Here is a 21,273-nt window from a genome sequence, read left to right on the forward strand (position 1 = left end):
GGAACGATGACCAGCACTCTCCGCCCGTGCTGCGCCCCCGCGACGGCACCCGTCGCCGTGGCCGCCCCGACCTCCGCGGTCCCCGCGGGGCCGGGTGCCGCCGCCCGTCCGCGCTCGACCCGCGGACAGGTGCGCCTGCCGGGCGGTGAGTTCGCCATGGGGGACGCCTTCGGGGAGGGATATCCGGCCGACGGTGAGACGCCCGTGCACACCGTGCGCCTGCGGCCCTTCCACATCGACGAGACAGCCGTCACCAACGCCCGGTTCGCCGCCTTCGTCAAGGCGACCGGCCACGTGACCGACGCCGAACGCTTCGGCTCCTCGGCGGTCTTCCACCTGGTGGTCGCCGCCGCGGACGCCGACGTCCTCGGCAACGCCGCCGGCGCCCCCTGGTGGGTCAACGTGCGCGGCGCCCACTGGCGCCGCCCCGAGGGCGCCCGCTCCGACATCACCGGCCGGCCGAACCATCCGGTCGTCCACGTCTCCTGGAACGACGCCACCGCCTACGCGCGCTGGGCCGGCAAACGGCTGCCCACCGAGGCCGAGTGGGAGTACGCCGCCCGCGGGGGACTGGCCGGCCGCCGCTACGCCTGGGGCGACGAGCTGACCCCGGGCGGCCGGTGGCGCTGCAACATCTGGCAGGGCCGCTTCCCCCACGTCAACACGGCCGAGGACGGTCACCTGACCACCGCGCCGGTCAAGTCCTACCGGCCCAACGGCCACGGCCTGTGGAACACCGCGGGCAACGTGTGGGAATGGTGCGCCGACTGGTTCTCGCCCACCTACTACGCCGCCTCACCGACCGCGGACCCGCACGGCCCGGCGACCGGGACCACGCGGGTCCTGCGCGGCGGCTCGTACCTGTGCCACGACTCCTACTGCAACCGCTACCGGGTCGCCGCCCGCTCCTCGAACACCCCGGACTCGTCGTCCGGCAACCTCGGTTTCCGCTGCGCCAACGACGCGGCCGTCACAGGCGGATCAGCCGCTGCGTGATCTCCCGGTACTGCCGCAGCGCGAGCCGGAGTTCCTCGGCATGCGTCTCGGGATCCTGGTCCCGCCAGCTCTCGTGCAGGGCACGGCGTCGTTCCGCGAGGGCGTTCGCGAGGTGGTTCACCGCGTCGTCGAAGGCACCCTCCGCCTCCGCCAGCGCGTCGTGCGGAGCGTCCGGGAAGGTGTTGATGGCCGTGCGGAGACGGTCCAGGACCGCGTCCCGCTCCGCCGACGGCAGCATCGCCTCCGGCGGCGCGGGACGGTGCTCGGTGCGTCGCCGGTCCTGGTCCGAGGGCTGCTGTGCGCGCGTCTGGTCGTACATGTCGTAAGCCGCTTTCCTGGGTTTGCGTGGATCACCGGGTTCCCCGGAGCGGCATGGCGCTGCGCCGTACGGACAGTCAACGCCCGATGGCGCACGGTGTCAAAGCGCCGGACTTCCCGGCCCGGCTACCGCCGGGTGAGGGTCTGGGGGTAGTCGGTGATGATGCCGTCGACGCCGAGGCGGGCCATGGTGCGGATGGCGCCGGGTTCGTCGACGGTCCAGACGTTGATGTCCATGCCGAGTTGGTGGACGCGGTCGACGAGGGTCTTGTCGGTGACGGTGTGCTGGGGGTTGATCTGGTCGGCCCACTGGCTGAGTTCGGTCAGTTCGGTGTCGGTGGGGCGGTCGGCGTCGAGGATGCCGATGGGGATGTCGGGCTGGGCGGCGTGGAAGGTGCGGGCGTCGTCGGTCTCGAAGGACTGCACGGCCAGTCGGTTCCGGGCGAGGGCCGTGCGGACGTAGCGGGGTTTGCCGCGCAGGGCGTCGGCGAGGTCGGTGGCGATGGTGGTGCCGTACTGGCCGCAGGGGCTGATTTCGGCGAGGAGTCCGGTGCGGGTGTGCTGGATGTGGCGGATGACGTCGTCGACGGTGATGATGCGTTCGCCCGCGTAGTCGTCGTGGAACCAGGTTCCGGCGTCGAGGCGGCGCAGTTCGTTCCAGGTGAAGTCGGAGACGCGGTATTGAGGCCGGCCGGGGTAGAGGTCTTCGATGTCGGTGGTGCGTTGCATGGTGCAGTCGTGGAAGTTGACGAGTTTGCCGTCCTTGGTGCGTTGGACGTCGATTTCGACGTAGTCGGCGCGTTGGTGGACGGCGAGGTCGATGGCGGCGGCGGTGTTCTCGGGTGCCATGCCCGAGGAGCCGCGGTGGGCGATGACGTCGGGGCCGGTGGCGGCCTGCGCCGTCGTCGAGGTCGCGGCCAGTGCCAGACCACTGAGCACCGCCACGACCACACCGGCACGCCTCTTGCTCACACGCTTCACTGGAGCCTCCCGCGTTTCGAATGACTCCCTCGAGGCTCCCGGACGGCGGTTACGGGAAGCCTGCCGCGGTCTGGCGGGCCCGGGAGGGGCCGGTGGAGTGGAGCACCGAACCGGTCATCGGAGGCGGGAGGGGGCGATTGCGTGCAATCGCCCCCTCCCGCCCCGTGCGTTTCACCTGCCGAGGAGACCCTGGGGGAGGAGCGACTGCGGTGAGGTGGCCGGGTGCCCCACCTCCAGCGATCCGAGGAGGCCGTCCAGGAGCGGACCACCGGGGACACCGGCGGACGGACCGGGCTCGGGGGCCGCCTCGGCGACGGGAGCGGAGACCAGCAGAGCGATGGCCATGACGGAGACACAGGCGAGCTTCTTGATCATGTTCGTCCCAACGAACGGAGGCCAGCGGGGAAACGCTCGCCGGGCCCGGACTGGGCCAGTCGGGTTCACACGGGCGCCAACCGTGGTACCGGCGGCAGCGGAGCGTGCTCGGCGGAGGCCCGGAACGCCTGGATCACCAGCGCGGCGAAGCGCCGGGAGGCCGCGACGCGGGCGGCCGTGGACAGGGCGTGGATGCCCCGGTTGGCCATGATCATGAGGATGAGGTCGTCCAGGACGAAGTCGGGGCGCAGACCGTCGGCTCCCTTGGCGCGACGGGCCAGTTCACTCACGGCCTTCAGCGAGTAGGCGCGGGCGGCGGCGAAGTCCATCGCGTCCGGATAGGCCGCCATGAACGCCTCGGTGAAGCCCAGGTGCCGCGCGTGCAGCTCACACGTCTTCTCGACGACGAGGCAGAAGCCGGCCCAGGGATCGGGATGGGCCAGTCCCTCGTCCACGATCGTCCGGCAGGCGCGCAGCTGGTCCCTGAAGGCCTCGGTGACCAGCTCCTGCTTGGTCGGGAAACGCCGGTAGAGCGTGGCCGGCCCGACACCGGCCCGCCGGGCGACCTCCCGCATCGGCACCCGCAGCCCCTCGGCGGCGAACAGCGCGCGGGCCGCGTCGAGGATGCGCTCGCGGTTGTCCTGGGCGTCGGTGCGCAGGGGGTGAGGCAAATGATCGGTCACCACTCTCACTTTACCGAAGTGGACGGGGGCGTCCGTTAGCGTCCGGGAAGCACGGCCCCCGATCACGGGGGCACGACGGCACGGGCTGCGGCGAGCGAGGAGCGGCACATGAAGGCAGTGGTGATCCGGAGGTTCGGTGGACCCGAGGGACTGGAGGTCGTCGACCTCCCGGCCCCCGAGCCCGCCGCGGGACAGGTGCTGGTCGCGACGGAGGCGATCGGCGTGAGCGGCGCCGACGTCGCCATCCGCAGCGGTGCGCTCGCCTCCTACGGATTCCGGGAGGGCCATGTCCCCGGCGGCGAGGTGGTGGGCACCGTGACGGCCGTCGGCGAGGGCGTCGACGCGTCCTGGACCGGTCGGCGCGTATGGGCGCAGACCGGCGTGGGAGGAGGCTGTGCCGAGCAGGCGACCGCCCCGGTGCACGACATCCTCCCGCTCCCCGCGGGGCTGTCAGCCCCGGCCGCGGTGACGCTCGGCAGCGCCGGTGTGGTGGCGCACTTCGGGCTCGCCCACGCCCACTTCGCAGCGGGCGAGAACGTGCTGGTGCGGGGCGCGTCCGGCAGCATCGGCATCATGACGGTCCAGCTCGCGTCGCGTGGCGGTGCCGCGGCGGTGGCGGTCACGACGTCGTCGGCCGCGCGGGGCGAGCGGCTGCGCGCGCTCGGCGCGACCCACGTCCTGGACCGTTCCGGCGAGGGCGGCCCGGACGCTCCCGACGCCTTCGACGTCATCGTGGACATCGTCGCCGGAGCCGAACTGCCCTCCTTCTTCGACAGGCTCGCGCCGAACGGCAGGATGGTGGTCGTCGGCGCCGTGGCGGGGCAGCCACCCGCGGACTTCGGCACGCACCTGATGGCCTCGTTCCAGAAGTCGATGTCGTTCGCCACCTTCAGCGCCGCCACCGTCCCGGCAGCCGACCTGCGGGCCGTGCGGGCCGAGCAGTTCGCCGCCGCGGGCCCGGGGGAGATCGAGACCGTCGTGCACGAGGTGCTGCCCCTGGAGCAGACGGCCTCGGCGCACCGGAAGATGGACGCCGGCGAGGTCTTCGGACGGATCGTGCTGACCCCGTAGGCCCCGGGCCGTGCCGTGCCCGGCGTCGGTAGCCGTCCGGAGCGGCGCCGGGCCTGCCCGGAGCGGCGCCGGGCCACTCGCTCAGCCCGCCCCGCGCGGCCAGACGAACACCTCGGTGCCCGGCCGGCGCTCGGAGAAACGGCCCGACGGCGAGGCGTCCCGCAGCAGCCGGCGCAGATCCGCCTCGAAGCCGGCGAGCCGGGCGCCGAACAGGTGCGGGGCCGAGAACGACATGGAGAACACCTCGGCGACCACGTCGTCCCAGGTGCGCACCATCGCCTGCCCGCCGGGCACGACATGGCGGTACGGGCCGGCGAACCCCGCGCCCGCCAGGACCGCGTCCTCACCGGAGGGCGTCCCGCGCGGCAGCAGACCCCGGCCCGCCCGGCGGACCGGGCCCAGACAACCCCTGACCAGCCTGTCGATCGCCGCGCGCGGAACCGGCGGGTACGGCAGCCCGTCGACGGCCCGGGTCTCTCCCTTGAGGTCCGAGATGTGCACCAGCGCGCCGCCCGGCCGCAGCATGCTCCGGACGGTCGCCGCCACCCGCTCGCGGTCCATCCAGTGGAACGACTGGGCGAGCGTCGCGACCGTGAAGTCCCCCAGTCCCGCCGGGAGTTCCTCGGCCCGGGCCCGCACCCACCGCACCTTGCCCGCCACCTCCAGCTCGGCGGCCCCGCGGGCCGCCTCCGCGAGCATCGCCGGGTCCGGATCCACCCCGACCACCTCGTCGAAGAGACCGGCCAGACGCAGGGCCACCGTCCCCGGCCCGCAGCCCAGGTCGAGCAGCCGGCCCCGCCCGTCCAGGTCCAGCACCCCGGCCAGCAGGTCCGCCAGGCCCGGGGCGTACGGGAGCCTCCCGCGCCGGTAGAAGGCGGCGGTACCGGCGAACAGCGTCGCGTCCCACTCCCAGCCCGCCTCCATACCGTCCGCCACCTCCTGTCAGTGCCCGCCGACACAATGGACCGCATGAGACCCTTGCTTCTCGCCGACATCGAGTATGCCGTCCGCAGCAGTTGGAGCGCGGAGACGGCGACCCCCGAGTTCCGGCAGCAGTGGACCGAGGAAAACCCAGCCCGGGACCAGTGCGGTGTGACCGCCATGGTGCTCAACGACCTGCTGGGCGGCGAGCTGATCCGTGGAGAGGTGCACGTCGCGGGCGAGCGGGTCGACTACCACTGGTGGAACCGGCTGGGCGCGGGCCTGGAGATCGACCTGACCCGGGAGCAGTTCGGCCCGCACGAGACCGTCGTCGGCGGCACCGTCGTGCCCCGGCCGCCCGGGATACGCCGACTGCGTGCGGAGTACGAACTGCTGCGCCGGCGTGTCCTGGAGCGGCTGGAGCAGCAGGAGCGGCCGCGGGCCGCCTCGTGACCGGCCGACCGGGGCTTCGGCCGCCGCCGAGCGCCCGGCCGCGTACCCGGCGGTGAGGGATCGGCGCTACGACGACTCGCGCACCACCAGCTCCGTCGGCAGCGTCAGCTGCTGCCGGGGCGCGCCGTGCTGCGTGATGTCGGTGAGGATGCGGGCCATGGTCCGGCCCAGTTCCTCCACCGGCTGACGCACCGTCGTCAGCGGCGGGTTGGTGTGGCGGGCCAGGACGGAGTCCTCGAAACCGACGACGGCGACGTCCTTCGGCACCTGCCGTTTCTGCCGGCGCAGTTCGGCCAGGGCACCGACCGCCATGAGGTCGGACGCGGCGAAGACGGCGTCCAGATCGGGGGCGCGTTCAAGAAGCAAACGCATGGCGCGCGCGCCGCCCTCCTCGGTGAAGTCGCCTGCCTCCACGAGCGATTCCCTCGCGGACACCCCCGCCTCCCGGTGCGCGGCGTGCCAGCCGGCGAGCCTGCTGCGGCCGACGTCCATGTCCAGCGGCCCGGTGACGGTGGCGACCCGGCGCCGCCCGCCGCCCAGCAGATGCCGCACCGCGGCGGCCGCCCCGCCGGCGTTGTCGGAGTTGACGTAGCTCAGCCGCTCGCCCGCGTCGCGGCGGCCGGCGAGCACCGTGGGCAGGCCCATCTCCTCGAGCATGCCGGGCAGCCGGTCCTCGGAGTGCACCGAGACCAGCAGTACGCCGTCCACCCGGCGGGTCGCGACCGACTCGGTCAGCTGGTCCCGCTCGGCCTGGTCGCGGACGAGCATCAGCTGCAACTGGGTGCGGCTCTCGGCCAGGGCGCCGCTGACCCCGCGGATGAGCGCGGCGAAGAACGGCTCCGAGCCGAGCCGGCTCTCCGACTCCGGGATCACCAGGGCCACGGCGTTGGTGCGGTTGGTGACCAGGCCGCGGGCGACCGAGTTGGGAACGTAGTTCAGTTCTTTGATCGCCGCAAGCACCCGCTCCCGGGCGTCGGCGCTGACCAGCTCCGAGCCGTTGACGACACGGGAGACCGTGGTGCGGCCCACGCCGGCGCGGGCGGCGACCGTTTTGATCGTTGGACGGCGGTTGCCGGTCATGAACTCCCCCCTCGGCGGCCGCGGCGGCGCTGCTGCCGCGGAGGTGACCTGCGGCAATTCTTGCAGACACCGCCGTCGGCGGAGCACCCCCCGGGTCGCGCGGGGCGAACGCGGGGCACGGTCGGCCGTGACAAGTTGCTTTCAAGTTATTGACAGACCGGCCCCGTTCCCACGAGTCTTCGATGCGCCGGTGGGAACGTGCCCACCAAATTGGGCACGTTCCCAACTCATGTTCGAGCCGCTGTCTTTCATCGCTGTAGCCGCTGTAGCCATCGCAGTAGTCATCGCAGAACTCGTCACTCCGATGTGTCAGCGCCGTCGCTAGGAGGAGATCCATGGGCACTCTCGGTTCGTTGCGCAGAAAGACGGTGGCGACGGCCGCGGCCGTCGGCGCGCTCGCGCTCGTCGTCGGCTGTAGCAGCGGTGACGACTCGGCCACCGGCGGTGGCAAGAAGGACGGCAAGGTCACCATCACCATGGGCATGTACGGGGTGATGGGCATCAAGGAGACGGGCCTTCTCGAGCAGTACGAGAAGGAGAACCCCGATGTCGACATCAAGGCCGAGATAGCCGGTGACGAGCAGACCTACTACACCGCCCTGCAAACCAGGCTCGCCGCGGGCAAGGGCCTGAAGGACATCCAGGGCATCGAGATCGGCCGGGCCAAGGAGATCACCGAGACCCAGGCGGACAAGTTCGCGGACTTCTCCGACGTGTCGGGCACCGACCACTTCCTGCCGTGGAAGGAGTCCCAGATCAGCACGAAGGACGGCAAGGTGCTGGGCCTGGGCACGGACATCGGCCCGATGGCCGTCTGCTACCGCAAGGACTACTTCGAGAAGGCGGGTCTGCCCACCGACCGCGAAGAGGTCGCCAAGCTGTGGGCGGGCGACTGGAAGAAGTACGTCGAGGTCGGCCGCGACTTCAAGAAGGGCTTCAAGGGCGGCGACGTGGCCTACATGGACGCGGCCAGCGGCCTGTTCAATGCCATGGTCTACGGCTACCCGGAGCAGTACTACGACGAGAACGGCGAGCTGATCTACGACAGCAACCCCGCCGTCAAGGAGGCGTGGAACCTCTCCGCCGACGCCGCAGAGGACGGTCTGACCGCCAAGCTCCGCCAGTTCCAGCCGGGTTGGGACCCGGGCCTGGCCAACGGCACCTTCGCCACCGCGGTGTGCCCGGCGTGGATGCTCAGCCACATCAGTGAGAAGGCCGGCGACGCCAACAAGGGCAAGTGGGACGTGGCCAAGGCTCCCAAGGGCGCGAACTGGGGCGGTTCCTTCCTCGGCGTGGTCGAGCAGAGCCCGGTGAAGGAGGAGGCCAAGAAGCTCGTCGCCTGGCTCACCGCGCCCGAGCAGCAGGCCCACATCTTCAAGGAGATCGGCAACATCCCCTCCTCCCGCACGGCGCTGGACAGCCCCGACGTGAAGAACGCCAAGTCCGAGTACTTCAGCGGCGCCCCGATCGGCCAGATCTTCGGTGCCGCCGCCCAGGAGATCCCGGACAAGCAGGTCCTCGGCCGTAAGGACGGCACGATCAAGGACACCTTCTCCCAGGGCCTGGCCCTGGTCGAGCAGGGGGACGCCACGCGCGACGAGGCGTGGACGACCACCGGGGAGCGCATCGAGAAGGCGGTCGGCTGACCGCACGCTCCCGAGGCCGGCCGGGCCCGCCCGCGTCCAGGACCAGGTCCTGGCCGGCGGGCCCGGCGCCCGGCCGTCACATCCGCTCTGAGGAAGGAAGTCCGGTGGCCACCTCCACCACCAAGGCCCTGGCCGGGGGCGAGCCGCCCCGTCCGTCTCCCCGCCCGGGCGGCGGGGACACCCGTCGGCGCGGCGCGCTCTGGCACCGGCTCGACATCAAGGGCGCCCCGTACGCGTTCGTCGCGCCGTTCTTCATCGTCTTCGCCGCGTTCAGCTTCTACCCCCTGATCTACACCTCGTGGATCTCCCTGCACGACGTGGAGCTGGCCACCCTCGATGTCATGGAGTGGGTGGCGTTCGACAACTACGTCGAGCTGTGGGGCGACTCACGGTTCTGGAACGCCCTGCAAAACACGATCACCATCGGCGTCATCTCCACGGTGCCGCAGCTGATGATGGCGCTCGGCATGGCCCATCTGCTCAACTACCGGATGCGCGCCTCGCTGTTCTTCCGGGTCGCCTCCCTGGTCCCCTATGCCACCTCGGTCGCCGCGGCCGCCCTCGTCTTCACCATGATCTTCGAGCGCGACTTCGGCATGATCAACTGGGCGCTCGGCTCGGTCGGGATCGACCCGGTGGACTGGGAGGCCGACAAGTGGCCCGCCCAGGTCGCGATCTCCACCATCGTGATCTGGCGCTGGACCGGTTACAACGCGCTGCTCTACCTGGCCGCGATGCAGGCCATCCCCGCCGACCGGTACGAGGCGGCCTCCCTCGACGGCGCCTCCCGGTGGCAGCAGTTCATCCACGTCACCGTCCCCGGGATCCGCTCCACCATCGTCTTCACCATCGTGCTCTCCACGATCGGCGCCACCCAGCTCTTCGGTGAGCCGCTGATCTTCGGCCAGGGGCCCAACGGGGTCACCGGCGGCGCGGACAACCAGTACCAGACGCTGGGCCTGCTGCTGTACGAGGAGGGCTGGAAGAACTACCAGATGGGCCGCTCGGCGACCGTCGCGTGGGCGATGTTCATGGTGCTGGTCCTCGTCTTCGTCGTGCAGCGCGTCATCAAGCGCCTGCGCTCCCGCACGTCCTGACACGTCCTGACCTGGAGTCGTCATGACCACCCAAAGTCTCCCGGCCCGGACCGACGCCCCGGCCCGGACCCCCGCCGCGAAGGCGAGCGGCCGCGGCGGCCGCCGGCTGCTGCGCCAGCGCGCCGGCCGCCAGCACCACGCCGGTCCCCTCGCCTACGTACTGCTCGCCATCATGGCGATCCTGTCGATCTTCCCGCTGTACTGGACCATGGTGGCCGCGTCCACCGACAACACCCGGGTCAGCCAGACGCCGCCCCCGTTCCTTCCCGGCCCGAACCTGTTCAGCAACCTCGCCCGGGCCTGGGACGAGGCGGCGATGGGCAAGGCCATGATCAACAGTCTCATCGTCGCCGGGGTGATCGCCCTGTCCACGGTGCTGTTCGCCACGCTCGCCGGGTTCGCCTTCGCCAAGCTGCGGTTCAAGGGGCGCAACGCCCTGCTCATGCTGGTGATCGGCACCATGATGGTGCCGCCGCAGCTCGCTGTCGTGCCGCTGTTCATGATGATGGCCGACCTGGGCTGGTCGCAGCAGCTGCCCGCCGTCATCTTCCCGACGCTGGTGAGCGCGGTCGGCGTGTTCTTCATGCGGCAGTACCTGACGGAGGCGCTGCCGGACGAACTCGTCGAGGCGGGACGGGTCGACGGGGCGCACTCGCTCAGGATCTTCTGGAGCATCGTGCTGCCCATCGCACGGCCGGCGATGGCCGTCCTGTTCATGATCACGTTCGTGCACGCCTGGAACGACTTCTTCTGGCCGTTCGTGGTCCTCGACATGACCAACCCGACGGTCCCCGTCGCGCTCACCCAGCTCAGCGCGGGCTACGTCCGCGACCAGTCGCTCATCATGGCCGGCGCCCTGCTGGGCACGCTGCCGCTGCTGGCGATGTTCATCGTCTTCGGCCGCCAGATCGTCAGCGGCATCATGGCGGGCGCCGTCAAGGGCTGACCCACCACCTCCGCCGTACCAAGCACCCCCACCCGAAAGGACTTACGTGGTCACCGCAGCACAGCAGACCGCCCCCGCCCCGGACGCCGCCCGCACCTTCCCCAAGGGCTTCCTCTGGGGCTCCGCGACCGCCTCGTACCAGATCGAGGGGGCCGCGGCGGAGGACGGCCGCACGCCGTCCATCTGGGACACCTACGCCCGCACCCCCGGCCGGGTCCGCAACGGCGACACCGGTGACATCGCCACCGACCACTACCACCGCCGGAGCGAGGACGTCGCCCTCATGGCCGAACTCGGCCTGGGCGCCTACCGCTTCTCCCTGGCCTGGCCCCGGATCCAGCCCACCGGGCGCGGCCCCGCCGTACAGAAGGGCCTGGACTTCTACCGGCGGCTGGTGGACGAGCTGCTGGAGAAGGGCATCCAGCCCGTCGCCACCCTCTACCACTGGGACCTGCCCCAGGAGCTGGAGGACGCCGGCGGCTGGCCCGAGCGCGCCACGGCCGAACGCTTCGCCGAGTACGCGGCCCTGGCCGCCGACGCCCTGGGCGACCGGGTGAAGACCTGGACCACCCTGAACGAGCCCTGGTGCAGCGCCTTCCTCGGCTACGGCTCCGGTGTGCACGCCCCGGGCCGCACCGACCCGGTCGCCGCCCTGCGCGCCGCCCACCACCTCAACCTGGCGCACGGCCTGGCCGTCCAGGCGCTGCGCGAGCGGGTCCGCGCCGACGCCCAGGTCTCCGTCACCCTCAACATCCACCATGTCCGCCCGCTCACCGCGAGCGACGGCGACGCCGACGCGGTGCGCCGGATCGACGCGCTGGCCAACCGGGTCTTCACCGGCCCCATGCTGAACGGCGCCTACCCGGAGGACCTGCTCAAGGACACCGCCGGGCTGACCGACTGGTCCTTCGTCCAGGACGGCGACCTGCGCCAGGCCCACCAGCCGCTGGACTTCCTCGGCGTGAACTACTACACCCCCACCGTCGTCTCCGAGACCGACGGCAGCGCCGCGCACACCTCCGACGGGCACGGCAACAGTGCCCACAGCCCCTGGCCGGGAGCCGACCGGGTCGCCTTCCACCAGCCGCCCGGCGACACCACCGCCATGGGCTGGGCCGTCGACCCCAGCGGCCTGTACGACCTGCTGCGCCGGCTGGCCGCGGACTTCCCGAGGCTGCCGCTGGTCATCACCGAGAACGGCGCCGCCTTCGACGACTACGCCGGACCCGAGGGGCGGGTCGAGGACCCCGCCCGGATCGCCTACGTGCGCGACCACCTGGCCGCCGTCCACCAGGCCATCCTGGACGGCGCGGACGTGCGCGGGTACTTCCTGTGGTCGCTGCTGGACAACTTCGAGTGGGCCCACGGCTACAGCAAGCGCTTCGGCGCCGTCTACGTCGACTACCCGACCGGCACCCGCATCCCCAAGGCGAGCGCCCGCTGGTACGCCGAGGTCGCCCGCACCGGCGTACTCCCCGGCGCCTGACCACGGGTCCGCCCCCGTCCTCCACCGCGCCGGCGGCACCGGCGGAGGACGGGGGCGGACGTGTGCCCGCCGCCGGTTCAGTCGAGCGGGGCGAGCGTGAGCCTGGCCTCGGCCGGGTTGCCGTCGTGCACCAGCGACTCGTGGTTGCCGACGTCGTCGAAGGCGAACGCGTACGCCTTCCCGTCGGCCATGCGCTCGTGGATGATCCGGGCGTAGTGGTTGGTCACGGAGTCCCGGTAGAAGTTCGCCGCCGAGGGGTCGGGCTGGTTGGGGTTGCTCAGCAGCGTCGAGCGGTTGAAGCCGGCGCACAGCGTGCGCGAGATCGGCCCGCGCACCTGGTCGTTGGGCGCGTCCAGGAGCCGGTGGCAGCCGAAGACGCTGGAGGCGTCCGGCTTCTGGAAGCTGGTGACGACCGCGCCGGAGGTGTTGGTGAAGTTCATGACGTTGCCCGAGACACGTCCGAAGTACTTGGTGTCCGGCCGGTCCCCGAAGGGAGTGACGGTCAGCGTGGTCGTCGTGTACTTCTGCCAGACCCGGTTGATGTAGTCGTCCATGACCGACGCGGGCAGCGCCCCGGTCTCTACCCCGTACAGCGGCGCCAGTGCCCTCAGTACGGTGCCGTCGGGCCGGGTCTGGATCAGCCCGCCCCAGCCCGGCTGGGCCCGCAGCGCGTCGAACACCCCGCGGTAGCCGCCGGCCTTGAGCTGTCCGGCGCTGGTCACCCCGCCGTCGGCACGCTGCACGCCGACGGAGTAGGGCGCGGAGAACATGTCGACCTGGGTGCTGTTCAGCCACAGGCCGCCGTCGTTGAGCGTGTACTCGGACCAGTTGAAGAGGATGTTGCGGTTGGGGTCGCTCGGGTTCTGGACGGCGGGCTGGACCAGGCCGCCGGTGGTCAGCCGGAAGTCGAGCTTCTGGCCGTAGGAGAAGTAGATGCGTCCCGACAGCTTAGGGATCCGGATGGTCTTGGTCTGTCCCGCGGCCGGTCCGGGGATGGACGCGTCCGGTGCGGGAGTGGGGGGATTGCCGCCGGCGGGCCAGGCGTGGAAGGTGCCGTTCTCGTCCGCCCAGCCCTGCTGGCCGGTCGTCAGCGAGGTGCCCAGGTTGTAGATGTGCACGGCGTCGCCGCGGGCGGAGTTGTTGGTGATCTTCAGGGGGATGGTGGCGGGCACCGCGGCGTCCGCGGGCGGTGCGGCACCGAGCGTGAGCAGGGCGCCGGTCAGGCCTGCGGCCGCGGCCACGGCGAGCAGACGGTGTCTGAGTCGGGAGAGCACTCTCCACCTCCGTGCGGGTGTGGGGGAATTGGTCCGTACCGATTCTGAGAGCGCTCTCAGCGTTGCGCCGGGGCGCGTGCATGTCAATGCACACGGCGGAAGTACCGGGCCGGGACGCGGGGCCGCTCCCGGCCCGCACATCAGGACCTACCGCGACGCGGCGCGCCCGTCCCGGCTCGTGCAGCCCTTCTCGGCGGGACCGGCCACCGCATAGTGCCGGACTCCGTCCGCACCCCGCCGCTCCGCCGCGGGCCACAGGCAGTCCAGGACCGCGGCGGACGGCGAGAACAGCGTGGCCGGGACCGCCTCGCGGGCGAACCACTCCCAGCGCTCGATCTTGTCGGGCTCGGTGACCCGGGGCGTACCGGCCGCCCGCTCGGTGACGGCCGCGGCGGTCACCCGGGTCAGCCCGGCCACGCCGTCGACGAGCACGGCCAGCACCCGTACGTCCGCGGGGGTCGCCACGAGCCCGGTCTCCTCCGCGAGCTCCCGGGCGGCGGCCGTCTCGAAGTCCTCGCCCGCGTCGACCTTGCCGCCGGGCAGCTCCCAGCGACCGTCGTGACCGAGCCCGAGCAGGACCCGGCCGGCGGGATCGAGGACGGCGAGGCCGACGCCGGTGAGGCTCTGGGCGGCGGGGCGGGTGCGTTCGGGGCGCTCGGCGCGCGGTGCGGAGGAGTTCACCGGCTCATTCCACACCGCGGGCGGCCCCGGCGGCCACCGGGGGCAGCGCAGCGGCGGCGTCGTGGAACGCGCGGCGCAGCGCGACGATCCCGTCACCCGTCCTCGTCGGGTGCACCCGGTTGGTGAGCAGCACGGCGTAGCGCCGCGTGGCCGGGTCGACCCAGAGGCTGGTGCCGGTGAAGCCCGTGTGGCCGTACGAGTCCGGGCCGAACACCTCCCCGGCGGGGGAGCCGACCGGGTCGCGGCCCTGCCAGGCCAGAGCGCGCCGCAGCGCGAGGTGGTCCGTGTGAGGGGCCGTCATCAGGGCGAAGGTGTCGGGGCGCAGCAGGCCCCGGCCGCCGGCGGCGAGAGCGGCACCGAGCCGTTCCATGTCCGCGAGAGTGGAGAACAGCCCCGCGTGCCCGCCGACCCCGCCGAGCACCACCGCGTTCTCGTCGTGGACCTCGCCCACCACGCGGCGGCCGCGCCAGGGGCAGTCCTCGGTGGCGACCGCGCGTGCCCGGCGGTCGGCGGCGGGGCGGAAGACGGTGTCGCGCAGACCGAGCGGCGCGCACACCAGCCGCTCCACCAGGGCGTCCAGCGGCTCCCCGGCCGCCGCCTCGGCGATCAGACCGAGGATGATGAAGCCCTGCGAGGAGTACTGGACGCGGGTGCCGGACTTCGCGGTCAGCGGCAGCAGCCGTATCGCCTCCAGCAGCGCCGCACGAGTGGGGTGATCGCGGTACAGCGGCACCTGGCCCGGTATCCCCGAGGTGTGCGTGAGGAGTTGGCGCACCGTCAGGTCGGCCTTGTCACCGCCCCGGTAGTCCGGGAGGTGCGCGCCCACGGTGTCGTCGAGCCCGAGTGCGCCGCGTTCGACGAGCGCCATGACGGCGAGCCCGGCGATCGGCTTGGTGACCGAGGCGAGGTCCCACACGTCGTCGCCGTCCAGCGCCGGTCCGTCCCAGCTGCGGGTGCCGGTCCAGCCCCGGTCCAGCGCCCCCTGCGGGCCTCCGACGGACCAGGCGGCGCCGGAGCAGATCCGCTGTTCCCGTCCTTCGGCGAGCAGTTCGGCCAGGGCGCTCACGCCTCCTCACCCCCGCGGGCGGTGTCCACCACGCCGAGGACGGGGGCGGGCGCGCCGAGCCCGGCGGACACCGTGCGCGCGGCGGCCCGCACCATCGGCCCGAACACCTCCACACTGCCGGGGTCGAGGGTGAAGGTCAGTCCGGCGATGCCGATCGCACCCACCGCCCGGCCCTCCGCGTCCAGCACCGCAGCCGCCACCGACCTGACGTCCGGCTCGTCGTACTCGTCGTCCACGGCGTAGCCGCACAGCGCCGCCCGCGCGAGCACCGCCCGCAGTGCGGCCGGGTCGGTGGGCGTGTCCGGGGTGCGCGCCTCCAGGTCCGGTGCGTCCAGGACCACCGCGGCCTCCTCGGCGGGCAGCGCGGAGAGCATGGCGAGCCCCACGCCGCAGGTGTACAGCGGCGACCGGTGGCCGGGCCGGGTGCTCATCCGGTACTCACGGGCCGGTTCCGACTGCTCCAGGTACACGGCGTCGGACGCGTGGCGCACCGCGTAGAACGCGACGTGACCGGTGCGCCGGCGCAGGTCGGCGAGGGCGGGCCGGGCAAGGTCCAGCACACGGCTGTCGCTCAGGGCCGCCGCCGCCAGGCCCAGCAGCCGGGGCCCGGGGCGGTAGCTGCCGCCCTCGGCGGGTTCGGCGAAGCCGTACTCCGCCATGGTCCGCAGATGCCGGTGGACGGTGGGCTTGGTCAGCCCCGTACGGCGCGCGATCTCCCCCAACCGGTGGGGGCCACCGGGCTGGACGAGCGCATCGAGCACCTCCATCGCCTTGTCGACGGGGCCCTTCACGAGTTCCTGGTCGACCGACCGGGTGTTGACCGCTTTCACCATGTCGCTTAGCTTAACCCATCCGCATTCCATCTGACGGAACGGAGGTGTTGTTCAATGGAACGAATTCTTCAGGGGCGCACGATGGACCGCAGCCGTCCCAGCCGACGCCACGTCCTGCGGACCGGCGGTCTGCTGCTCGGAGCCCTCAGCGCTCCCGCGCTCCTGAGCGCGTGCGGCACGACGGCCGCCGCCGACCGGGCCGGCAACGTCCTGCGGGTCTCCCAGCCGGGCGACCCGAAGACCCTGGACCCGCAGAAGCAGGGCGACATGGTGTCCATGAACGTCCTGATCAACATGTTCGACACCCTCACCACCCGCGGCCGGGACAACCGGCTGCACCCGAGGCTCGCCCTGACCTGGAAAGCCACCGACGCGCACACCTGGCGCTTCACCCTCCGCCCCGGAGTGACCTTCCACAACGGCGAGGTGTGCGACGCGCGGGCCGTCGCCTTCAGCATCGAGCGCCTGCTCGACCCCGCCACCAAGTCGCCCATCGTCGAACTGCGCTTCGTCAAGGGCGTCACCGTCGTCGACCGGCTCACCGTCGACCTGCACACCACCGTGCACGACCCCATCCTGCCCGCCAAACTCTCGCTGTTCGGCGGCGTCGTCGTCCCGCCCCGCCACCTCGCCGAGGTGGGCGACGCGGCCTTCGCCGATCATCCCGTCGGCACCGGCCCCTTCACCTTTGAGAGCTGGCAGCGCGACCACGAACTGCGGATGCGCGCCCACGACGGCCACTGGAACGGACGGCCGGCCGTCGACGGCCTCGTCTTCAGCCCCGCCCCCAACGCCTCGTCCTCGCTGGCCGCCCTGCAAAGCGGCGGCGTGGACCTCGTCGCCGGACTCACCCCGGACGCCGCCCAGCAACTCGACGGCTACGGCGGCATCAGCATCGACGGCCACACCGGCATCCGCACCGCCTACTTGTCCCTCAACACCCTGGAACGCGGCCCCCTCCAGGACCGCCGGGTACGCCAAGCGCTCAACCACGCGATCGACGTGCCGCTGCTCATCAAGGCCGTGCTCGGCGGCAAGGCCACCGAGACGCCCGCGCTCGTCCCGCGCGGCTCCTTCGGCTTCGACCCCACCGTCAAGCCCTTCGCCCGCTCCGTCGACACCGCGCGGCGGCTGCTCGCCGAAGCCGGTCACCCGCATGGCTTCTCCACCACGCTCACCGCCTCCAACGTCGACGCCAACGTCGCCGAGGCCCTGTCCGGACTCCTCTCCAGGGCCGGGGTGGACGCCCGCGTCAACCTGCTCGACCCCGGCACCTACTCCGCCCGCCTCACCTCCGACAACCGCGGTGCGCTCGGCCCGATCTACCTCGCGGCCAGCACCGTCTGGACGATGGACGGCGCGAGCATCGTCCAGTCCAACGTGCGCAGCGACCGCCGCCAGAGCCGCTGGCACTCCGCCGAGGCCGACCGCCTCATCGACGCCGAGGAACTCTCCGAGGACCTCGAGCGGCGCGCAGCGGCCTTCTCGGACCTGCAACGGCTGATGCGCCGGGAAGCACCCTTCGTCTTCCTCTACCAGATCGACAACATCTACGCCCGCAACGACCGGCCCCGCTGGACGCCGGGAGCCGCGGGGGTCCTCGCCATGGAGAGCGCGGAGGTGTCCCGATGAGCGCCCTCACCCTCGACAAACCACCCGCCCCGGCGGACACCGCCACCCGCCGCCCGGACCGGGCGGGGCTGCTGCGCGGCGTGGTCAAGCGCCTGGTCACCGCGCTGTTCGTCCTGCTGTGCACGGCGACCGTCGCCTTCTTCCTCGTCCGCCTGTCCGGCGACCCCGTGAAGATCCTGCTGCCGCCGGACGCCACGGCCGAACAGGAGCAGGTGCTGCGCCACTCACTGGGCCTGGACCAGTCCCTGTTCTCCCAGTACCTCGACTACCTGTGGGGACTGCTCCACCTCGACTTCGGCGACTCCCTCGTCTACGGCCAGCCCGTGAGCGAGATCCTCGCCGACCGGCTGCCGGCCACGCTCCAACTGGCCGCCGCCGCCCTCGCGGTGACCCTCGTCATCGCGATCCCGGCCGGCATCGTCGCCGCCATGCGCCGCGGCCGGGGCACCGACAACACCGTGATGACCGGCGTGCTGCTCGGCCAGTCCACCCCGCCGTTCTGGGTCGGCATCCTGCTCATCCTGGTCTTCGCCGTCTGGCTGCGCGCCCTGCCCGCCTCCGGCTACGGCACCCTCGCCAACCTGGTCCTGCCCGCCGTCACCCTCGCCGTGTACTCCGTCGCCGTCGTCGCCCGCCTGCTGCGCTCCTCGCTGATCGACGTCCTGTCCTCGGACCACATCCGCAGCGCCCGCGCCAAGGGATTCGGGCCGTTGCAGGTGGTGCTCAGGCACGGACTGCGCAACGCCTCACTGCCGGTGGTGACCGTCGTCGGCCTGGAGGTCGGCAACCTGCTCGGCGGAGCCATCCTCACCGAACGGGTCTTCTCCTGGCCCGGGGTGGGCCAGCTGACCATCGAGGCGATCTCCAACCGCGACTTCCCGCTCGTCCAGGCCACCGTCCTGTTCTTCGCCGCCACCTTCGTCGTGGTGAACCTGCTCGTCGACCTCTCCTACAGCTTCCTCGACCCGAGGGTGAGGACGTCCCGATGACCGTCATGTCACCGGCCGCGACCGACGCGGGCCCGCGGCCCAAGCCGTCCGGCGGCTCCGGCTCCGTCGTCCTGCGCGGCCTGCTGCGCAACAAGCTCGCCGTAGTGGCCCTCGCCGTGCTCGTACTGCTGCTGGTCGCCGCGGTGTTCGCGCCCCTGCTCGCCCCCTACGACCCCAACACCCAGAACCTCCTGCTGCGACTGCGGCCCCCCGCCTGGCAGGACGGCGGCAGCGGCGCGCACCTCCTCGGCACCGACCAGCTCGGCCGCGACATGCTTTCGCGCGTCGTCTACGGCACCCGGGTCTCCCTGCTCGTCGGCGCCGGTGCCGCGCTGCTCGCCGGCGTCATCGGCACCGCCGTGGGCCTCGCCTCCGGATACTTCGGCGGCTGGGCCGACCGCACCCTCATGCGGCTCGCCGACGTCCAGCTCGCCTTCCCCTCGCTGCTGCTGGCCCTCGCCGTCGTCGGCTTCCTCGGCTCCGGCCTGTGGGTCGTGATCGTGGTGCTCGGCTTCACCGGCTGGGTCTCCTACGCCCGCGTCGTGCGCTCCGAGGTGATGTCGCTGCGCACCCGGGATTTCGTCACCGAGGCCCGCGCGATCGGCGTCACCGACGTCACCATCATGCGCCGCCACCTGCTGCCCAACGTGATGGCGCCGCTGGCCACCATCGGCACCCTGCACGTCGCCGCCGCCATCGTCGCCGAGGCCTCCCTCAGCTACCTCGGCCTGGGCGTCCCCAAGGAGACGGTCACCTGGGGCGGCATGCTCTCCGACGGCCAGCTCTACCTGGGCACCTCCTGGTGGGTCGCCGTCTTCCCCGGCATCGCGCTGATGCTGACCTCCCTCGCCATCAACATCACCGGCGACGCCCTGCGGGACGTCGCGGACCCGAAGGCCTACCGCCGATGAGCAACGACCGACCGACCACCGGCCCCGACCGACCGACGGCCGCCCCGCCCCGGCGGCCCGAGGAGCAGCCCCCGCTCCTGGAGATCGAGGGCCTCGGCGTCGACTTCCGCCTGGAGGGCTCCGTCGTCCACGCCGTGCAGGACGTCTCCCTCCACGTCCGGGCCGGCGAGACCCTCGCCGTGGTGGGGGAGTCCGGCAGCGGCAAGAGCGCCACCGCGCTGTCCGTGCTGCGCCTCAACCCGAGCCCGCCGTGCGTCTACACGAGCGGCGAGATCCGCTTCGACGGGCGCGACCTGCTGCGCCTGTCCGAGAAGGAACTCGGCCGGGTCCGGGGCCGCGACATCGCCATGGTCTTCCAGGACCCGATGACCTGCCTCGACCCGCTCCAGCGCGTCGGCGCCCAGGTGGCCGAGGTGCTCAGGCACCACACCGGCATGTCCCGCACCGAGGCCAAGGCGGCCGCGCTGGCCGCACTCGACGAGGTCGGCATCCCCGACCCGGCCCTGCGCTACCGCCAGTACCCGCACGAACTCTCCGGCGGCCTCCGTCAGCGCGTGATGATCGCGACGGCGCTGGTGGCCCGGCCGCGCGTCCTCATCGCCGACGAGCCGACCACCGCCCTGGACGTCACCGTGCAGCGCCAGATCCTCGACCTCCTGGTCACCCTCCAGCACAAGCACGACATGGCCGTCGTGCTGATCACCCACGACCTCGCGGTCGTCGCGGAGACCGCCGACCGCGTCGTGGTCATGAACAAGGGCAGGGTCGTCGAGGCCGGCGACGTCCTCGACGTGTTCGACCGTCCGGCCGCCCCCTACACCCGCAAGCTGCTGGCGGCCACCCCGCGACTGGAGGCGGCATGAGCACCGACACCACCGACACCACCGACACGGCCGACCCCGACGGACGCGCGCCCGCGACCGGCCGGCCCATCCTCGAACTGAAGGGCCTGCGCAAGGAGTTCGGCGGCAGACGCCACAACGTCGCCGTCGACGACGTGTCGCTCGACGTCCACGAGGGCGAGACCCTGGCCCTGGTCGGCGAGTCCGGCTGCGGCAAGACCACCCTCACCCGGCTGCTCCTCGGGCTCCTCGAACCCACCGCCGGCAGCGTGCGCTTCGACGGACGGGACCTCGCCGCCCTCACCGCGTCCGAGCTGCGCGGCGTACGGCGCCGGATGCAGGTCGTCCTCCAGGACCCCTACTCCAGCATGAACCCGCGGATGCGCATCACCGACATCGTCGCCGAACCCCTGGTCACCCACGACCCCGAGGCCCGCGGCCGGCGCGCACGGGCCCGCAACCGGGAACGGGTCGGGGAACTCCTCGAAGCCGTCGGCCTGGACGCCGGCATCCAGGACCGCTACCCGCACGAGTTCTCCGGCGGCCAGCGCCAGCGCGTCTCCATCGCCCGGGCCCTGGCGCTCCACCCCCGGCTGCTGGTGCTCGACGAGCCGACCAGCGCCCTGGACGTCTCCGTGCAGGCGACCGTCCTCGACCTCCTGGCGGACCTGCAACAGCGGCTGGGCCTCACCTACGTCTTCGTCTCGCACAACCTCGCCGTGGTGGCGCAGGTGGCCGACCGCGTCGCCGTGATGAGCCGGGGGAGCCTGGTCGAGGTCGGTGCGGCGGCGGCGGTCCTGCGCACCCCGCGGCACCCCTACACACGGCAGCTGCTCGACGCCGTACCGGTCCTCGACCCGCGCCGGGGCCGCCGCGCCGCGGCACGCGCGTCCGCCCGGACGGACGCCCCGACGGAGGCACCTGCGGCCGAAACGACGGACGCACAGGCGGCCGAAGCGACGGACGCACCGACGGACGAAGCGAGCCGATGA

Annotated in this window: 22 protein-coding genes; 12 read left to right on the top strand and 10 right to left on the bottom strand. The window is 72.2% G+C overall.

All coding sequences use genetic code 11. The annotated features are described in order from the left end of the window. The first annotated feature begins 6 nt into the window (after positions 1 to 6). Positions 7 to 996, top strand: coding sequence for a formylglycine-generating enzyme family protein (locus tag B9W62_RS37685; RefSeq protein WP_087811391.1), 990 nt, complete (start codon positions 7 to 9; stop codon positions 994 to 996). Here the strand turns inward: B9W62_RS37685 and B9W62_RS37690 are convergent. The 4 genes from B9W62_RS37690 to B9W62_RS37705 all read right to left on the bottom strand — a co-directional run bounded on the left by B9W62_RS37690 (position 971) and on the right by B9W62_RS37705 (position 3,353). Then, positions 971 to 1,315, bottom strand: coding sequence for a hypothetical protein (locus B9W62_RS37690; protein WP_087811392.1), 345 nt, complete (start codon positions 1,313 to 1,315; stop codon positions 971 to 973). The two genes, B9W62_RS37685 and B9W62_RS37690, sit on opposite strands and share 26 nt — an antisense overlap. A gap of 125 nt (positions 1,316 to 1,440) precedes the next feature. Continuing rightward, a complete protein-coding gene (locus B9W62_RS37695; RefSeq protein WP_256976713.1) occupies positions 1,441 to 2,286 on the bottom strand; it encodes a glycerophosphodiester phosphodiesterase in 846 nt (281 codons plus the stop codon). 180 nt (positions 2,287 to 2,466) lie between these two features. Further along, on the bottom strand, positions 2,467 to 2,670 hold the full coding sequence (locus tag B9W62_RS37700) for a hypothetical protein (RefSeq protein ID WP_087811394.1): 204 nt from the start codon (positions 2,668 to 2,670) through the stop codon (positions 2,467 to 2,469). A 65-nt stretch (positions 2,671 to 2,735) separates the two neighbouring features. Next, a complete protein-coding gene (locus B9W62_RS37705) occupies positions 2,736 to 3,353 on the bottom strand; it encodes a TetR/AcrR family transcriptional regulator (RefSeq protein WP_179235869.1) in 618 nt (205 codons plus the stop codon). A 108-nt stretch (positions 3,354 to 3,461) separates the two neighbouring features. Between B9W62_RS37705 and B9W62_RS37710 the strand changes: the two genes are divergently transcribed. Continuing rightward, the gene (locus B9W62_RS37710; protein WP_179235870.1) at positions 3,462 to 4,424 is read left to right on the top strand and encodes a zinc-binding dehydrogenase; all 963 of its coding nucleotides are present in this window, start codon (positions 3,462 to 3,464) and stop codon (positions 4,422 to 4,424) included. An 81-nt stretch (positions 4,425 to 4,505) separates the two neighbouring features. Here B9W62_RS37710 and B9W62_RS37715 read toward each other — a convergent pair whose 3' ends face one another. Then, a complete protein-coding gene (locus tag B9W62_RS37715; RefSeq protein ID WP_087811396.1) occupies positions 4,506 to 5,348 on the bottom strand; it encodes a class I SAM-dependent methyltransferase in 843 nt (280 codons plus the stop codon). Positions 5,349 to 5,393: 45 nt separating this feature from the next. Here B9W62_RS37715 and B9W62_RS37720 point away from each other — a divergent pair, with 45 nt between their 5' ends. Continuing rightward, positions 5,394 to 5,798, top strand: a complete 405-nt coding sequence (locus B9W62_RS37720) for a YunG family protein (protein WP_087811397.1) — start codon at positions 5,394 to 5,396, stop codon at positions 5,796 to 5,798. A 66-nt stretch (positions 5,799 to 5,864) separates the two neighbouring features. On the opposite strand, the gene B9W62_RS37725 is transcribed toward B9W62_RS37720, so the two are convergent. Next, entirely contained in the window at positions 5,865 to 6,878 is a 1,014-nt protein-coding gene (locus B9W62_RS37725) for a LacI family DNA-binding transcriptional regulator (protein ID WP_087811398.1), read from the bottom strand. A 335-nt stretch (positions 6,879 to 7,213) separates the two neighbouring features. Between B9W62_RS37725 and B9W62_RS37730 the strand changes: the two genes are divergently transcribed. The 4 genes from B9W62_RS37730 to B9W62_RS37745 all read left to right on the top strand — a co-directional run bounded on the left by B9W62_RS37730 (position 7,214) and on the right by B9W62_RS37745 (position 12,053). After that, on the top strand, positions 7,214 to 8,524 hold the full coding sequence (locus B9W62_RS37730) for an ABC transporter substrate-binding protein (protein WP_087811399.1): 1,311 nt from the start codon (positions 7,214 to 7,216) through the stop codon (positions 8,522 to 8,524). Between the two features lie 104 nt (positions 8,525 to 8,628). Continuing rightward, the gene (locus B9W62_RS37735) at positions 8,629 to 9,621 is read left to right on the top strand and encodes a carbohydrate ABC transporter permease (protein WP_087811400.1); all 993 of its coding nucleotides are present in this window, start codon (positions 8,629 to 8,631) and stop codon (positions 9,619 to 9,621) included. Between the two features lie 22 nt (positions 9,622 to 9,643). Further along, positions 9,644 to 10,567 carry a carbohydrate ABC transporter permease gene (locus B9W62_RS37740; protein ID WP_087811401.1) on the top strand — a complete coding sequence of 308 codons (924 nt, stop codon included), beginning with the start codon at positions 9,644 to 9,646 and terminating at the stop codon, positions 10,565 to 10,567. A gap of 46 nt (positions 10,568 to 10,613) precedes the next feature. Continuing rightward, positions 10,614 to 12,053: a GH1 family beta-glucosidase gene (locus B9W62_RS37745; RefSeq protein ID WP_087811402.1), complete on the top strand. Its 1,440-nt coding sequence runs from the start codon at positions 10,614 to 10,616 to the stop codon at positions 12,051 to 12,053. Between the two features lie 77 nt (positions 12,054 to 12,130). On the opposite strand, the gene B9W62_RS37750 is transcribed toward B9W62_RS37745, so the two are convergent. The 4 genes from B9W62_RS37750 to B9W62_RS37765 form a co-directional block, all read right to left on the bottom strand. Next, the gene (locus tag B9W62_RS37750) at positions 12,131 to 13,327 is read right to left on the bottom strand and encodes a glycoside hydrolase family 64 protein (RefSeq protein ID WP_087811403.1); all 1,197 of its coding nucleotides are present in this window, start codon (positions 13,325 to 13,327) and stop codon (positions 12,131 to 12,133) included. A 147-nt stretch (positions 13,328 to 13,474) separates the two neighbouring features. Then, positions 13,475 to 14,008 carry a nucleotide triphosphate diphosphatase NUDT15 gene (locus B9W62_RS37755; protein WP_087811404.1) on the bottom strand — a complete coding sequence of 178 codons (534 nt, stop codon included), beginning with the start codon at positions 14,006 to 14,008 and terminating at the stop codon, positions 13,475 to 13,477. Between the two features lie 4 nt (positions 14,009 to 14,012). Continuing rightward, positions 14,013 to 15,074: a serine hydrolase domain-containing protein gene (locus B9W62_RS37760; RefSeq protein WP_087811405.1), complete on the bottom strand. Its 1,062-nt coding sequence runs from the start codon at positions 15,072 to 15,074 to the stop codon at positions 14,013 to 14,015. After that, positions 15,071 to 15,907, bottom strand: coding sequence for an IclR family transcriptional regulator (locus B9W62_RS37765; RefSeq protein WP_087811406.1), 837 nt, complete (start codon positions 15,905 to 15,907; stop codon positions 15,071 to 15,073). The genes B9W62_RS37760 and B9W62_RS37765 overlap by 4 nt, the downstream gene beginning before the upstream one ends. Before the next feature lie 54 nt (positions 15,908 to 15,961). Between B9W62_RS37765 and B9W62_RS37770 the strand changes: the two genes are divergently transcribed. Genes B9W62_RS37770 through B9W62_RS37790 form a run of 5 tightly spaced genes read left to right on the top strand, consistent with a single transcriptional unit; the run spans position 15,962 to position 21,273 of the window. Beyond that, positions 15,962 to 17,539, top strand: coding sequence for an ABC transporter substrate-binding protein (locus tag B9W62_RS37770; protein ID WP_179235871.1), 1,578 nt, complete (start codon positions 15,962 to 15,964; stop codon positions 17,537 to 17,539). Continuing rightward, positions 17,536 to 18,528 (top strand): ABC transporter permease, encoded by a 993-nt coding sequence (locus tag B9W62_RS37775; RefSeq protein ID WP_087811408.1) that lies wholly within the window; start codon positions 17,536 to 17,538, stop codon positions 18,526 to 18,528. Before B9W62_RS37770 ends, B9W62_RS37775 begins: the two co-directional genes overlap by 4 nt. Then, entirely contained in the window at positions 18,525 to 19,439 is a 915-nt protein-coding gene (locus tag B9W62_RS37780) for an ABC transporter permease (RefSeq protein WP_179235872.1), read from the top strand. Before B9W62_RS37775 ends, B9W62_RS37780 begins: the two co-directional genes overlap by 4 nt. Beyond that, a complete protein-coding gene (locus tag B9W62_RS37785) occupies positions 19,436 to 20,302 on the top strand; it encodes an ATP-binding cassette domain-containing protein (RefSeq protein ID WP_087811409.1) in 867 nt (288 codons plus the stop codon). Before B9W62_RS37780 ends, B9W62_RS37785 begins: the two co-directional genes overlap by 4 nt. After that, a complete protein-coding gene (locus B9W62_RS37790; protein ID WP_218782001.1) occupies positions 20,299 to 21,273 on the top strand; it encodes an ATP-binding cassette domain-containing protein in 975 nt (324 codons plus the stop codon). The genes B9W62_RS37785 and B9W62_RS37790 overlap by 4 nt, the downstream gene beginning before the upstream one ends.

It is taken from the genome of Streptomyces sp. CS113, assembly GCF_002188365.1.
In the GTDB taxonomy this organism is placed as follows: domain Bacteria; phylum Actinomycetota; class Actinomycetes; order Streptomycetales; family Streptomycetaceae; genus Streptomyces; species Streptomyces tendae.